General features: G+C 70.9%; 12 protein-coding genes. 9 read left to right on the top strand and 3 right to left on the bottom strand.

The window, feature by feature from the left end:
- Window positions 1-49: 49 nt before the first annotated feature.
- The gene (locus tag BLT28_RS32235) at window positions 50-1,795 is read right to left on the bottom strand and encodes a serine/threonine-protein kinase (protein WP_052406778.1); all 1,746 of its coding nucleotides are present in this window, start codon (window positions 1,793-1,795) and stop codon (window positions 50-52) included.
- 383 nt (window positions 1,796-2,178) lie between these two features.
- Here BLT28_RS32235 and xylB point away from each other — a divergent pair, with 383 nt between their 5' ends.
- The 7 genes from xylB (at window position 2,179) to BLT28_RS32270 (ending at window position 10,373) form a co-directional block, all read left to right on the top strand.
- On the top strand, window positions 2,179-3,582 hold the full coding sequence (xylB, locus tag BLT28_RS32240) for a xylulokinase (protein ID WP_030426902.1): 1,404 nt from the start codon (window positions 2,179-2,181) through the stop codon (window positions 3,580-3,582).
- A 139-nt stretch (window positions 3,583-3,721) separates the two neighbouring features.
- Entirely contained in the window at window positions 3,722-4,966 is a 1,245-nt protein-coding gene (locus BLT28_RS32245) for an ROK family transcriptional regulator (protein WP_030426901.1), read from the top strand.
- Entirely contained in the window at window positions 4,963-6,129 is a 1,167-nt protein-coding gene (xylA, locus tag BLT28_RS32250; RefSeq protein WP_030426900.1) for a xylose isomerase, read from the top strand. The genes BLT28_RS32245 and xylA overlap by 4 nt, the downstream gene beginning before the upstream one ends.
- A gap of 100 nt (window positions 6,130-6,229) precedes the next feature.
- Window positions 6,230-6,481 (top strand): hypothetical protein, encoded by a 252-nt coding sequence (locus BLT28_RS32255; RefSeq protein ID WP_156050429.1) that lies wholly within the window; start codon window positions 6,230-6,232, stop codon window positions 6,479-6,481.
- A gap of 334 nt (window positions 6,482-6,815) precedes the next feature.
- Window positions 6,816-8,036, top strand: a complete 1,221-nt coding sequence (locus BLT28_RS32260; protein WP_030426898.1) for a M20 family metallopeptidase — start codon at window positions 6,816-6,818, stop codon at window positions 8,034-8,036.
- Complete coding sequence (locus tag BLT28_RS32265) at window positions 8,033-9,295, top strand: M20 family metallopeptidase (RefSeq protein WP_030426897.1); 1,263 nt, start codon at window positions 8,033-8,035, stop codon at window positions 9,293-9,295. The genes BLT28_RS32260 and BLT28_RS32265 overlap by 4 nt, the downstream gene beginning before the upstream one ends.
- 145 nt (window positions 9,296-9,440) lie before the next feature.
- Window positions 9,441-10,373 carry a hypothetical protein gene (locus BLT28_RS32270; RefSeq protein WP_052406776.1) on the top strand — a complete coding sequence of 311 codons (933 nt, stop codon included), beginning with the start codon at window positions 9,441-9,443 and terminating at the stop codon, window positions 10,371-10,373.
- On the opposite strand, the gene BLT28_RS32275 is transcribed toward BLT28_RS32270, so the two are convergent.
- Window positions 10,322-10,777, bottom strand: a complete 456-nt coding sequence (locus tag BLT28_RS32275) for a gamma-glutamylcyclotransferase family protein (protein WP_030426895.1) — start codon at window positions 10,775-10,777, stop codon at window positions 10,322-10,324. The genes BLT28_RS32270 and BLT28_RS32275 overlap by 52 nt on opposite strands.
- 134 nt (window positions 10,778-10,911) lie before the next feature.
- Here BLT28_RS32275 and BLT28_RS32280 point away from each other — a divergent pair, with 134 nt between their 5' ends.
- Complete coding sequence (locus BLT28_RS32280) at window positions 10,912-12,315, top strand: NAD(P)H-quinone dehydrogenase (protein WP_030426894.1); 1,404 nt, start codon at window positions 10,912-10,914, stop codon at window positions 12,313-12,315.
- A 285-nt stretch (window positions 12,316-12,600) separates the two neighbouring features.
- Window positions 12,601-12,783: a hypothetical protein gene (locus BLT28_RS32285; RefSeq protein WP_156050427.1), complete on the top strand. Its 183-nt coding sequence runs from the start codon at window positions 12,601-12,603 to the stop codon at window positions 12,781-12,783.
- Between the two features lie 58 nt (window positions 12,784-12,841).
- Here BLT28_RS32285 and glpK read toward each other — a convergent pair whose 3' ends face one another.
- On the bottom strand, window positions 12,842-14,356 hold the full coding sequence (glpK, locus tag BLT28_RS32290) for a glycerol kinase GlpK (RefSeq protein ID WP_030426892.1): 1,515 nt from the start codon (window positions 14,354-14,356) through the stop codon (window positions 12,842-12,844).
- Between the last annotated feature and the right edge of the window lie 28 nt (window positions 14,357-14,384).

Here is a 14,384-nt window from a genome sequence, read left to right on the forward strand (position 1 = left end):
GGTCTCGATGCTCACGTTCGGGGAGCTTAACGACCCGGTGCGGGCCGAGTCAGCTGGCGATGGCGAAGGTGGGCAGGATCCGGTCGTAGAGATCGATCTTGCCCCACTCCTCGGAGTCGGTGGGCACGGTCACCCTGAGCACCCACAGGTCCTTGCCGTTGGGCAGCAGCAGGGCGTAGGTCGTGCGGTGCACCTCGGTCGCGGCCGCCCGGCCCCTGCTGTTGGCCTTCCCGCTCTTCGGCGAGCTCGTGCGGTAGATGAGGTCCCTGGCGCTCTCGTAGGAGTTCTGCCCCGCGGCCGGGTTCTGGGTGAGGAGGTTGAAGTCGCCCCCGTCGCTCGTGGCGATCGAGTTGAGCTGGTCGAGGTAGCGCGAGATCTTGTTGTGCGGGTAGAAGCCGGCGAAGCGCTCCACGGCCACCTCGTTGTGCCCGTCCGGCGAGATGAACCTGATCAGGGTGCTCGGCATCGGCGAGCTCGGCCGCTGCTCCTGGAAGTCCGTCCAGTTCTTGGGGACGTTGAGGCTGAAGGCGCCGCCGGGGTCGCCCTTGGCGAGCAGCGCCACGTCGTTGCGCTGCTCCAGCGGGGCGAGCGGGGCCGACTGGACGGGCGTGGTCTTCGGGGGTTCCTGAGTGCGGAAGTCCGGAACGACATCCTGTCCGGCGACCGTCCTGGCCAGCGCGAACCCGCCGCCCGCCGACACCACGAAGAGCACGACCGCGCACGCCACCGTCAGCAGCCGGGTGCTCCGCCGCCTCGGCGGCGGTGGCGGCGGGCTGGACAGCATGAACGGCAGCGGGCCCGGATCGGCGGCGAGCTCCTTGGCCATCGACGCCTCGACCGCGCGCCTGCGCTCCGACCCGCGCTGCTTCACCTGCTCGACCACGGGGTTCGGGGCGACGGACGGTTCGGTCTCGTCGTGCGGGAAGAGGCTGCTGCCGGGCTCGGGAAGCAGGGGGTGCAGCCGCCTGCGCACCTCCGCGAGGGGCATCCGGTCCTCGGGGTTCTTGACCATCAACCCGCGGATCACCTCGCCGAGCACGCCCTCGTCGCTCGGCGTCGGGACCTCGCCGTGCACGACCTGCGTGACGGTTTCCAGCGGGTCGTCCTCGACGTCGTAGGGCGGAGTGCCCTCCATGGCGGCGAACAGGGTGGCGCCCAGTCCCCACAGGTCCGCGCTCGGCGACGCCGGGTCGCCGGAGGCCACCTCGGGTGCGATGTAGGCGGGAGTGCCCATCAGCAGGCCCGCGCTGGTGAGGGTCGAGTCGGTCACGCTGCGCGCGATGCCGAAGTCGGTCAGCTTCACCCTGCCGTCCGCGCCGACCAGCACGTTCCCCGGCTTGACGTCGCGGTGGGTGACACCGGCCTGGTGCGCGGCGGCCAGGGCCGCGGCGACAGCGTTGCCCACCTCGGCCGTCTGCGTCACGTTCAACGGGCCGTGCTTGCGGACCAGCTGGGCCAGGCTCCGCGAGGGCAGCAGCTCCATCACCACGAACGGCTCGCCCTCGTGCCGGACGACATCGAACAGGGTGACCACGTTCGGGTGAGAGAGCACGGCGATGGCCCGTGCCTCCCGGAGGGTCCGCTCGCGCATGGCGTCGGCCTCCTCGGGGGGCATCCCCGGCGGGAGGCGGACCTCCTTGACGGCGACCTGCCTGCGCAGCATCTCGTCGTAGGCGGCCCACACCGTGCCCATGGCGCCACGGCCGAGCACCCGCTTGAGCCGGTAGCGCTCGGCGATCAACCGCTCGCTCGGCTCCGTGGTGTCGGCGATCTTGTCCTCGTCGGCCGGTGGCACGTTCCCATTCTCCACAACTCGGCCGCCGTCACCGCCTTGTGCGACAACTCCGGTTCGGCTGATCACACATCGTGATCGTCGCGGATAGGTGCCCATGGCCGAATGAGAGGGACCCCCCCACTGCGAATTATCCCGGAGGGTACTGACATTCCGGCCGCGGAAACCCCTTTCACCGCCTGACTTGTCCACATCTCCACCCCCTGTCCACAGATCGCGATTTCTCGCCGGCCACCCCGCCCGCCCCGGCGCAATCTGGGTGAGGAGCACCGACCGAGCACCACGACCAGGGCAGCGAAAGAGGAGGTGACGCCCATACGAGCCATGTCCGAGCCGGGGACCCGCCCCTTCCACCAGCCCACCGCGGTGACGCATGATCCGACGTCATGACCGTGGTTATCGGGATCGACTCCTCGACCCAGTCGTCGAAGGCCATCGCCGTCGACGCCGCCTCCGGCCAGGTGCTCGCCGAAGGCCGCGCCGCGCACCCCGACGGCACGGAAGTCCATCCCGACGCGTGGTGGCGGGCCACCCGGCAGGCGATCGCCGAAGCCACGGCCGGCCTGTCCGAACCGGTCCGGGCGATCGCGGTCGCCGGCCAGCAGCACGGGATGGTCACCCTGGACGCGTCGGGTGAGGTCGTCCGTCCCGCGTTGCTGTGGAACGACAACCGCTCAGCGCCGCAGGCCCGTCGGCTGACGGACGAGTTCGGCGGGCCGACGCGCTGGGCGGAGCGCACCGGCTCGGTCCCGGTCGCGAGCTTCACGATCAGCAAGCTGGCCTGGCTGGCCGAGCACGAGCCGGCCAACGCCGACCGCACGAGCAGGGTCCTGCTGCCGCACGACTGGATCACGTGGCGGCTGGCCGCACCGGGAACGGAGACGGTGACCGATCGCGGTGACGCCTCGGGCACCGGGTACTTCTCGCCCGCGACCGGCGAGTGGCTGCCCGACCTGCTCACCGCCGCCCTCGACGGCCGGGCACCCGAGCTGCCCCGGGTGCTCGGACCGGCGGAGGCGGCAGGGCGGACCCCGGACGGTGCCCTGCTCGGCGCGGGGACCGGCGACAACATGGGCGCGGCCCTGGGGCTGGGGGCCGGACCCGGCGACGTCGTCGTGTCCCTGGGCACCTCCGGCACCGTGTTCGCGGTGGCGGAGAACCCGACCGCGGAGCCGACCGGGGCGGTGGCCGGGTTCTGCGATGCCACGGGCCGCTTCCTGCCGCTGGTGTGCACGCTCAACGCCGCGCGGGTGCTCACCGCGACCGCCGCGATGTTGGGGGTCGACCTGGCAGGGCTGGACGAGCTGGCACTCCGGGCCGAGCCGGGCGCGGGTGGCCTGGTGCTGCTGCCCTACCTGGACGGGGAGCGCACTCCGCAGCTGCCCGACGCCAGCGGCACCCTCATCGGGCTGCGGCGGTCGAACATGACGCCGGAGAACCTCGCGAGGGCAGCGGTCGAGGGCATGCTCAGCGGTCTCGTGGACGGCTTGGACGCGCTTCGGCAGCAGGGTGTCGAGGCACGCCGGGTGCTCTTGGTGGGTGGCGCGGCACGGTCGGCCGCGGTGCGGGCGGTGGCACCGTTGCTGTTCGGACTGCCGGTCGAGGTGCCGGAGCCCGCCGAGTACGTGGCGTTGGGCGCGGCCCGCCAAGCCGCGTGGGCGCTGAGCGGCAGCGCGGAGCCGCCAATGTGGGCCGTGGGCTCGACGACCTGTGAGCCGGGTGCATCCGACATCGGCGCCGAGCTGCGCGCCGCCTACAGCGCGGCCCGCGAGCAGGTCTACGACATCTGACCTGCAGTGAACGGCCGCCCCGCAGCAGTGAACAAGCGAGGCGGCGGTTCACAGCCCGCGGATCCACCCCCGGACCAGGTCTTGACCCGGGTGGGCGGGCGTTTTAGTTTGTCGATCCAACAAACGAAGTGGAGACGTCATGCCTGGCCAGGTCGACCGCCCCGTGGACCAGACCGGTCTGCGTCGGCTCAACCTGTCCCGGGTCCTGCGGACGCTGCGCTCCGACGGGCCGCAGTCGCGAGCCCTGCTGGCGCGCCGGACGGGGCTGAACAAGGCCACGACGTCCAGCCTCGTCGCGGAGCTCGAACAGCGCCGGCTCGTCCAGCTCGGGGCGGTCGTGGCGGGAGCGGTGGGAAGGCCGAGTCAGCCCGTCGAGCTTCGCGGACGGGCGGTGTGCGGGATCGGGTTGGAGATCAACGTCAACTACGCCGCGGTCGCCGTGCTCGACCTCACCGACCAGATCCTGTTCTCGAAGCGGGTGTCCCTGGACGTCGTGGCGCTCGGCCAGGTCGCGGCGATCGACCTCCTGGCGGACCTGGCGACCGAGGCCATCGGCGCGATGCGGGACGAAGGCAGCTGGGTCGCGGGCGTCACCGCGGCGGTGCCCGGGCTCGTCGACGCGGAGAACGGCATCGTGCGCCACGCGCCCAACCTGCGCTGGCGCGAGGCCTCGGTGGCGGAACGGCTCGCCGGACGCCTCGACCTCGCCCGGGAGTCGATCTCCGTCGACAACGACGCCAACCTCTCCGCCCTCGCCGAGCACGCGTTCGGCGTGGCGGCCGGGGCGAGCGACCTGCTCTACCTGACCGGCGAAGTCGGCGTGGGCGGCGGAGTGATCGCCGATGGCCGCCTGGTCCGCGGTGCCACGGGCTTCACCGGCGAGGTGGGGCACATGCCGCTCAACCCCAGCCCTGCCGACTGCGGCTGCGGCCGCAAGGGGTGCTGGGAGACCCAGGTCGGACTGGCCGCGCTGCTGCGGGCGGTGGCAGATCCCGGCGATGAGGTCCACGACTCCGCGCGCGATCTCGAACAGCGGCTGCGCGTCATCGCTTCGCGAGCCGCCGACGGCGAGCCGAGGACGCGGACCGCGCTGGCGGAGATCGGTTCCGCCCTCGGTGTCGGCGCCTCGATCCTCGTCAACGTCCTCAACCCCACCGCTGTCGTGCTGGGTGGCTACTTCGCGCTCCTCGGGGAGTGGCTTGCCGAACCGGCGCGACGGGAACTCACCGGGCGGGTCATGGCTTCCGGCTCGTGCCGCCTGGTGCTCTCCGACCTCGGGTTCACCGCCGCCGTGCGCGGTGGAGCGCACGCCGCCCTGGACCGCGTCGTCGCCGACCCCTCGATCGCCCCGACCGAAGTCCCACACCTTGGAGGCATCGCGTGACCGACTACACCCCGCGTCCCGAGCACAAGTTCAGCTTCGGCCTGTGGACGGTCGGCTGGCCCGGCAACGACCCGTTCGGCATCGCCACGCGACCTGCGATGGACGCGGTGCACGCGGTGGAGAAACTCGCGGAGCTGGGCGCGTGGGGCGTCACCTTCCACGATGACGACCTGGTGCCGTTCGGCGCGGACGACCGTGAGCGGGACCAGCGCATCCAGGCCTTCCGCAAGGCATTGGACACCACGGGCCTCGTGGCGCCGATGGTCACCACCAACCTGTTCACGCACCCCGTCTTCAAGGACGGCGCCTTCACCGCGAACGACCGCGACGTCCGGAGGTTCGCGCTGCGCAAGGTGCTGCGCAACATCGACCTCGCGGCCGAACTCGGTGCGACCACGTACGTGCTGTGGGGCGGCAGGGAAGGCGCCGAGTCGCCCGCGGCCAAGGACGTCCGCGACGCGTTGCAGCGCTACGCCGAGGCGCTGGACCTGCTCTGCGCGTACGTCGACGAGAAGGGCTACGCCATCCGGTTCGCCCTGGAGCCCAAGCCGAACGAGCCGCGCGGCGACATCCTGCTGCCGACCATCGGCCACGCGCTCGCCTTCATCAACCAGCTCGCGCATCCCGAGATGGTCGGCGTGAACCCGGAGGTCGGGCACGAGCAGATGGCCGGGCTGTCGATGGTGCACGGGGTGGCCCAGGCGCTGTGGCAGGGCAAGCTGTTCCACATCGACCTCAACGGCCAGAACGGGCCGCGCTTCGACCAGGACCTGCGCTTCGGCAACGGCGATGTGAAGACCGCCTTCTTCCTGGTCGACCTGCTGGAGCACGCCGGCTACGACGGGCCGCGGCACTTCGACTTCAAGCCGGCGCGCACCGAGGACGAGGACGGCGTGTGGGCCTCGGCCGCAGCCTGCATGCGCAACTACCTGATCTTCGCCGAGCGGGCGCGGGCGTTCCGCGCCGATCCCGAGGTCGCCGAGGCGATGTCCGCCGCACGCGTCGGTCAGCTGGCCGTGCCGACGCTGCTCCCCGGGGAGACCCTCGACGACCTGCGCGCGGAGGAGTTCGACGCGGCGGCCGCGGGTACCCGTGGCATGGGATACGAACGGCTGGACCAGCTCGCATTGGAGCACCTGTTCGGCGTACGCCGACCGCGGTGACGAGAAGTAACAAAGGCCATAAAGATCGCTGACTCGGATGACCTCGGGCGGGGGAGGAGGGCAGACTCGAAACGTCATCAGGGTGCCGGAGGAGGCAGTCATGCGTGCAGCGAGCCGAGCCGTCGTGATCACCCTGTTCGGGGTGCTGGGGTTGCTCGCCGTGGCGCCGGTCTCCTCGGCGCTCCCGGGGCAGGATCTGGCGCAGCAGCCGACAACGTCGGCGCCGCCGGCCGGACAGCCGCCCGCGACGCCGGAGGACGGCAACCGGGTGACCATCGGCATCATCGTCGTGGTGCTGCTGGGCACCGTGGTGATCGGCCGTCGCATTCGCAAGCGCGCGCAGAGCGCCTGATCAAGGCCGCCCATCACACAATCGTGCAACTGCGGGCACGCCAATTGCGCATTTGTGCGCGGTCACCTCGGGCAGTAACTGGCCGGTAACTGTTCATCTCAGTACGGGAGTACTGTTTTTCCGGGATGTAAACCGGCTTTGAAATAGTTCCGACTTCGTTGACGATAGACGGGACATAGCGCTCCACTTCGTGGAAGCGCTATGCCGTGACCGGTTATCCGGATACAGCCAGACCGAAGTCGGCTGCTCCACTCGGCGCAGCGTGGCGACCGGCAACCGCGCCATGCCACTTCTTGATCACCTATGAAGAGTGCATGGTGCAGGATGGATGCACATGAGCACCGACACCAAGGCCCAGTGCCGCTCCGCCGTGGAGCGGCACGCGGACGCGCTTGTCGAGCTCTCCCATGCCATCCACGCCGACCCCGAACTCGCCTACCAGGAGCGCCGCGCGGCCGCCCGGGTCGCTGACGTGCTGCAGCGCGAGGGCTTCGCCGTCGAACACGGTGTCGGCGGGCTGGAGACGGCGTTCACCGCCACCTTCGGCTCCGGCGAGCTGGTCGTCGGCCTGTGCGCGGAGTACGACGCGCTGCCCGAGATCGGGCACGCCTGCGGCCACAACATCATCGCCGCCTCGTCCACCGGAGCCGCGCTCGCCCTCGCCGAGGTCGCCGACCGGATCGGCATCACCGTCAAGCTCGTGGGCACGCCCGCGGAGGAGGTCGGGGGCGGCAAGGTCGCGCTGCTGGACGCCGGGGTCTTCGACGACGTGGCGCTGGCGATGATGGTGCACCCCTCGCCCGAGGAGTCGGTCGCCTGCACGTCGCTGGCCATCGCCGACATCGAGGTGCGCTACACCGGCCGGACCTCCCACGCCGCCGCGGCCCCGCACCTCGGGCTGAACGCCGCCGACGCGATCACCGTCGCGCAGGTGGCCATCGGCCTGCTGCGCCAGCACCTGGAGCCCGGCCAGATGGTGCACGGCATCGTCACCCACGGCGGCGCGGCGCCCAACATCGTCCCGGCGGACACCACTGCGGTCTTCTACCTCCGTGCGACGGACCTGGACTCCCTGAGCAGGCTGGAAAAGCGGATCAGGGACTGCTTCCAGGCGGGTTCCGTCGCCACGGGCTGCACTCATGAGGTCACCCACATCTCAGCCATCTACGCCGAGCTGAACCCCGACCGGTGGTTGGCCTCGGCATATCGAGAGTCGATTTCCGAACTGGGCCGGGTACCCATGGACCCGGACGCCGAACGGAAGCGACAGCTCTGGAGCACTGACATGGGCAACATCACCCGTGCGTTGCCCGGCATTCACCCCACCATCGCCATCGACTGTGGAGACGCGGTCAACCACCAGCCCGAGTTCGCCGCGGCCTGCGTGTCGGCGTCAGCCGATCGCGCGGTGCTCGACGGGGCGCTCGCGCTCGCGTGGACCGCCGTCGCCGCCGCGACCGACGACGAGCAGCGTGACCGCCTGCTCGCCGGGGTCGCGGACCGTCTCCCCGGTCGGGTCGCCGCAGGCGCGGCGGCAGCAGGAGGTTTCGCGTGACCGTCCTCGACTCCCGTCCCGACTACCCCCAGTCCGACGTGCTGATCACCCCCACCGGCGCGACCATGTCCGCTGTGGAGGATCTCGGCGCCGGACGTGGGCCGTCCTGGTTGGACGCCTGGATGCAGCGCCACGCCCAGGACGTGGTCAGCTGGCGCAGACACATCCACGCCCACCCGGAGCTCTCCCGTCGGGAACACGCCACCACGGAGTTCCTCGCAGACAAGCTGGAGTCCGTCGGGCTCAAACCCCGTGTCCTCCCCGTCGGCACCGGGCTGATCTGCGACATCGGCTCCGGGCCGCGTTGTGTGGCGCTGCGCGCCGACATCGACGCGCTGCCGCTGACCGAGCGCACCGGAAACCCGTTCTCATCCACTGTGGACGGGGTTATGCACGCGTGCGGGCACGACGCGCACACCACGGTCCTGCTGGGGACCGCGCTGGCGCTGGCGCACGCGCCCGGCCTGCCCGGCCGGATCCGGCTGATCTTCCAGCCCGCCGAGGAGGTCATGCCCGGTGGCGCGCTGGACGTGCTCGCCGCGGGCGGGCTCGACGGCGTGGAGCGGATCTTCGGCCTGCACTGCGACCCGCGCCTGGAGGTCGGCAGGGTCGGCACCAGGGTCGGCGCGATCACCTCGGCCAGCGACCTGATCGAACTGCGGCTGACCTCGCCGGGCGGGCACACCTCGCGCCCGCACCTGACCGCGGACCTGGTGCACGCGCTGGGCACGGTGATCACCGGCCTGCCCACGCTGCTGTCCCGGCGGGTGGACCCGCGCTCGGGCACCGTCCTGGTCTGGGGCGCGGTCCAGGCGGGTGAGGCGGCCAACGCCATTCCGCAGGAGGGCGTGCTGCGCGGAACCCTGCGCACCGGCAACCGGGACACCTGGGCCGAGCTGGAGCCGCTGATCCGCGAGCTGATCACCGCGCTGCTCGCCCCGATGGGCGTCGGCTTCGACCTGCAGCACCGCCGCGGCGTGCCGCCCGTGGTCAACGAGCGGGAGAGCACCAGGCTGCTGCGCTCCGGTGTGCTCGCCGCGCTCGGCGAGGACGCGCTGGCCGGGACCGAGCAGTCCTCCGGTGGTGAGGACTTCGGCTGGTACCTGGAGCACGTGGAGGGGTCCTTCGCGCGCCTGGGCGTCTGGCCGGGCCACGGTCCGCAGCGCGACCTGCACCAGCCCACCTTCGACCTGGACGAACGCGCGTTGCTCGCCGGGGTCCGGGTCATGGTGCACACGGCGCTCACCGCATTGGCCTGATCAAGCAGGGAAAAGGGGCGGTCGGTGCGAACCGGTCGCCCCTTTTCCGTGAGCACGTCCGGCTAGTTGTCCACAACGACGGCAGTTGTCCACAGACCGGCTGATCTCGGCGCCGCCCGGTCCGGAGAGGGCGCATCGTCGAGACATGCCGAACCGACCGGACCCCTGGCACTGGGCGTACAGCCACCGCTCCGTCCTGAACGCCCTGGGAGAGAACAGACTGCGCAACGCCCTGCGCTACGGCAGGCTCGTCCAGCCTTGGCGCGGTGTGATCGTCCCGCGAGAACGGATGGGTGACCCGAAGACGATGGCCGCCGCCGCGCTGATCGCCATCGGATCCGGGGCCGTGCTCTCCGGTTTCACCGCGGCCGCGATGTACGGCTGCATGGCAGCGGACACGCGGCGGGTGTGCGTCACGGTGCCGCACGCGCGCCTGCCACGGAGCAGGCCGGGGTTGCTGGTCAGGCACGCCGCGTTCGGGCCGGAGGACGTGGTTGAGCTGGACGAGTTGCCGGTGCTCGCCCCGGAACTCGTCTTCACCGAGTTGCTGTGCACTGGCCCGAGGCACACCGCGCTCGCCTGTGCCGACCAGCTGATGCGCTCGCTACCGGAGGACCTGCGACCGGCCTTCCGGGAACAGCTGCGGGGCAGACTGGGCAAACGCGGGGATCGGCGCGGCGTCACCGGCGCGCTGGCGATGGTCGACCTGATCACCGAACGAGCCCGGACGGCCGAGGAGAGCGCACTGCGGTTGCTCGTGGTCGACAACGGCTTCCCGCTGCCCGAAGTGCAGTACGAGATCCCGGACCTGGACGGGTGCGTGCCACTGGCCTGGCCGGAGCTGCGGATCGCCCTCGGCTATCGCGAACCGGGACGGCATCCGCCGGAGGCGGCGCGGGAGCTGTCGCGGGACCGGGCGCTCACCGACCTGGGCTGGGTCGGCGTCTGGGCCGGGCCAGCGGACCTGCAGACGCCCACCGCCCTGGTGGCCCGGCTCCGGGCCGCGTTCCGGCGGCGCGGCTGGGCTCAGGTGGGGCCGAGGCCCGCACAGGGGCGGGTGCGCAGGTCGTTGACGTAGTCGGCGGGAGCGCCCGCGGCCTCGGCCGCGTCCGCGACCACACCGAGGTAGCGGGCCGACGGCAGACCGCCCTCGTACGCGTCGAGCACGTAGAGCCAGGCCAGCACCGACCCCTCCAGGGTCTGCACCCGGAGCCGGATCTTCTTGTAGAGGCCCAGCTCCTTGCCCTCCCAGCGGTCGAGGCGGGCCTCGTCCTCCGGGCTGACGTCGTAGAGCACGACGAAGACCTGCGAGTCGGGTTCCTCGACGATGGTGGAGAGCGCGCCCTCCCAGCCCAGGTCCTCACCGCCGAAGGTCAGTCGCCAGCCGACGAGCCAGCCGGTCCCCGACATCGGCGAGTACGGGGCTCGCTGTTTCATCTGGTCCGGTTCCATGTTGGAGCCGTACGCGGCGTAGAGCGGCACGAGAGACAGAGTAGCGACCTCGATCAACGGATGGGACCCGTCGGGCATCGCGGACACCCGGCTCGCACCGTTCGGGTAGCGCGTACGGTTGACGCGCTCGGCGTAGACGGCCAGTGCTCTAGGAGGATTCTTCCGTGACCCGCATTGTGATCATGGGCGGCGGACCTGCCGGGTACGAGGCGGCGCTGGTCGCCGCGCCGCACGGGGCCGACGTGACCGTCGTCGAGGACGAGGGTGTCGGCGGTTCGTGCGTGCTCTACGACTGCGTGCCCTCGAAGACCTTCATCGCCTCCTCCGGGGCCCGCGCGGCCTTCCGGGCGGCCGACGAGCTGGGCATTCGCAATGACGACGCCGAGGTCGGCGTGGAGCTGCCGGTGGTCAACGGCCGGGTGCGCGGCCTGGCGCTGGCGCAGTCCGCCGACGTCCGGGCGCGGCTGCAGCGCGAGGGCGTGCGCATCCTGTCCGGCCGGGCCCGCTTCTGCGACGACGCGCCGGGGCTCGCGCAGCACCGGATCGCGGTGGAGATGCTCAACGGCAACTCCGAGGTGCTGCTCGCCGACGTGGTGCTGATCGCCACCGGTGCCAGCCCGCGCATCCTGCCCGGGGCGCAGCCCGACGGTGAGCGGATTCTCACCTGGCGCCAGATCTACGACCTGCCGGAGCTGCCCGAGCACCTGATCGTGATCGGCTCCGGTGTCACCGGCGCGGAGTTCGCTTCCGCCTACACCGAGATGGGCGTCAAGGTCACCGTGGTCTCCAGCCGGGACCGGGTGCTGCCGCACGAGGACGCCGACGCCGCGGCCGTGCTGGAGGACGTGTTCGCCGAGCGCGGCACCACGATGATCAAGTACGCGCGCGCCGACCGGGTCGAGCGGACCAAGGACGGCGTGCAGGTCTACCTGGCCGACGGGCGGATGGTCGAGGGCAGCCACGCGCTGATGACGGTCGGTTCGGTGCCCAACACCTCCGACATCGGCCTGGACAGCGTCGGTGTCGAGCTGGGCAAGGGCGGGTTCATCCCGGTCGACCGCGTCTCGCGGACCAACGTCTCCGGTGTCTACGCGGCCGGTGACTGCACCGGGCTGATGATGCTCGCCTCGGTCGCGGCGATGCAGGGGCGCATCGCGATGTGGCACGCGCTCGGCGAGGGCGTGCAGCCGATCAAGCTCAAGACCGTCGCCGCCAACGTGTTCACCCACCCCGAGATCGCCACGGTGGGCATCAGCCAGGAGGCGATCGACTCCGGCAAGGTGCCCGCGCGCACGATCATGCTGCCGCTGGCCACCAACGCCAGGGCGAAGATGGAGGGGCTGCGCCGCGGTTTCGTGAAGCTGTTCTGCCGTCCGCAGACCGGTGTGGTCATCGGCGGCGTCGTGGTGGCCCCGACGGCCAGCGAACTGATCCTGCCGATCGCGCTCGCGGTGCAGAACCAGCTCACGGTCGAGCACCTGGCGTTCACGTTCTCGGTGTACCCGTCGCTGTCCGGGACGATCACCGAGGCGGGGCGCCGCCTGATGCGGCACGACGACCTGGACTGAGTCGGCCCGAAAAGATCAGGTTCGGCCCGCACCTGCTCGGCGGCCCTGGCGTCGGCCGAGGCACCGGTGGCTCCGGAGTTGCGCGGGCGCGCGACGATCTCCGCGGGTTCGCCAGCGAGTTCACGGTGCACCCCAAGCAGTGACAACGTCGCGGGGCCGCATTCGGTTGCCGCGGCTTGGAACGGGTCACACCGCGCAACGCGCCGCGACGTATCTGCGTCTGTGAGAGCGCAGGGTTCGGCAGGGGGCCGGATCCGCTTCGTGATCAATTCCGGGGGTGATTTCGTGCGCGCTCGTACCGCGTTCGCGGGCCTCGTGGTGGCCGCGTTCGCCGTCTTCCTTCTCGTTCCCTCGGCCTCGGTCGTGGGCGAGCTGATCACCGCCGCGTTGTTCGGCGTGATCGCGCTCGGGGTCTGCGGTGGTGTCGTCGTGGCCACCTACCGCAGCCGCTCGCAGGGCGACAACTGAAGCAGGGCAAGGAAAAGGGGCGCCCCGATGCCGGGGCGCCCCTGTCGCTTCCCCGTCGTCAGTCCTCGTCGGAGGTCCAGTCGAAGGTCTTGGTGACCGCCTTCTTCCAGTTGCGGTACTCCCGGTCGCGGACCTTGTCGTCCATGGCCGGCTCCCACTGCTTGTCCTGGGCCCAGTTCTCCCGGATGTCGTCCTCGGAGGCCCAGAACCCGGTCGCCAGGCCCGCCGCGTAGGCCGCGCCGAGCGCCGTGGTCTCGTTGACCACCGGGCGGATCACCGGGACGCCGAGGATGTCGGCCTGGAACTGCATCAGCGTCTCGTTGACCACCATGCCGCCGTCGACCTTCAGCGAGGTCAGCGGAACACCGGAGTCGGCGTTCATCGCCTCGATCACCTCGCGCGACTGGAAGGCCGTCGCCTCCAGCACCGCGCGGGCGATGTGGCCCTTGTTGACGTAGCGGGTGAGGCCGACGAGGGCACCGCGGGCGTCGGAGCGCCAGTACGGTGCGAACAGCCCGGAGAACGCGGGCACGATGTAGGCGCCGCCGTTGTCCTCGACGGTCTTGGCGAACTCCTCCACCTCGGCGGCGGTGCTGATCAGGCCGAGGTTGTCGCGCAGCCACTGCACCAGCGAACCGGTGACCGCGATCGAGCCCTCCAGCGCGTACACCGGGGCGTTGTTCCCGATCTTGTAGCAGACGGTGGTGAGCAGGCCGTTCTCGCTGAGCACCTTCTCCGTGCCGGTGTTGAGCAGCACGAAGTTGCCGGTGCCGTAGGTGTTCTTGGCCTCGCCGGGGGACAGGCACGCCTGGCCGAAGGTCGCGGCCTGCTGGTCGCCGAGGATGCCCGCGATCGGCACCCCGGCCAGCGCGCCGCGTTCGCGGACCTTGCCGTACTCCTCGGAGGAGGAGCGGATCTCCGGCAGCATGGACAGCGGGATGTCCATGTCCTTGGCGATCTCGGCGTCCCAGGACAGCGTGTCCAGGTCCATCAGCAGGGTGCGCGAGGCGTTGGTCGGGTCGGTGACGTGCACGCCGCCGTCGACCCCGCCGGTCATGTTCCACAGCACCCAGGTGTCCATGTTGCCGAAGAGCAGGTCGCCCGCCTCTGCCTTGGCCCGCGCGCCCTCGACGTTCTCCAGGATCCAGGCGATCTTGGGGCCGGAGAAGTAGGTGGCCAGCGGCAGACCGGTCTTGCCGCGGTAGCGCTCCTGGCCGCCGCCGAGCGCGCCGAGGCGGTCGCAGATCTTGTCGGTCCTGGTGTCCTGCCAGACGATCGCGTTGTAGACCGGCTTGCCGGTGGTGCGGTCCCAAACCACCGCGGTCTCGCGCTGGTTGGTGATGCCGACGGCCGCGATGTCGGCGGTGGTCAAGTCCGCCTTGGCCAGCGCGCCCGCCGCGACCCGCCGGGTGTTCTCCCAGATCTCCTCGGCGTTGTGCTCGACCCAACCGGCCTTCGGGAAGATCTGCTCGTGCTCGACCTGGTCGGAGGAGACGACCCGGCCGGAGTGGTTGAAGATCATGCAGCGGGTGGAGGTTGTCCCCTGGTCGATCGCTGCCACGTACTGCGTCATGTGAGCTGTCGCCTTTCTGCGCGGACGG

Source organism: Allokutzneria albata (assembly GCF_900103775.1).
Classification (GTDB): Bacteria; Actinomycetota; Actinomycetes; order Mycobacteriales; family Pseudonocardiaceae; genus Allokutzneria; species Allokutzneria albata.

Excerpts from the sequence above, each read along its gene's own strand:
- xylB (WP_030426902.1), top strand. The coding sequence starts at position 2,179 with ATGACCGTGGTTATCGGGATCGACTCCTCGACCCAGTCGTCGAAGGCC.
- BLT28_RS32245 (WP_030426901.1), top strand. The coding sequence starts at position 3,722 with ATGCCTGGCCAGGTCGACCGCCCCGTGGACCAGACCGGTCTGCGTCGG.
- BLT28_RS32255 (WP_156050429.1), top strand. The coding sequence starts at position 6,230 with ATGCGTGCAGCGAGCCGAGCCGTCGTGATCACCCTGTTCGGGGTGCTG.
- BLT28_RS32260 (WP_030426898.1), top strand. The coding sequence starts at position 6,816 with ATGAGCACCGACACCAAGGCCCAGTGCCGCTCCGCCGTGGAGCGGCAC.
- BLT28_RS32270 (WP_052406776.1), top strand. The coding sequence starts at position 9,441 with ATGCCGAACCGACCGGACCCCTGGCACTGGGCGTACAGCCACCGCTCC.
- glpK (WP_030426892.1), bottom strand. The coding sequence starts at position 14,356 with ATGACGCAGTACGTGGCAGCGATCGACCAGGGGACAACCTCCACCCGC.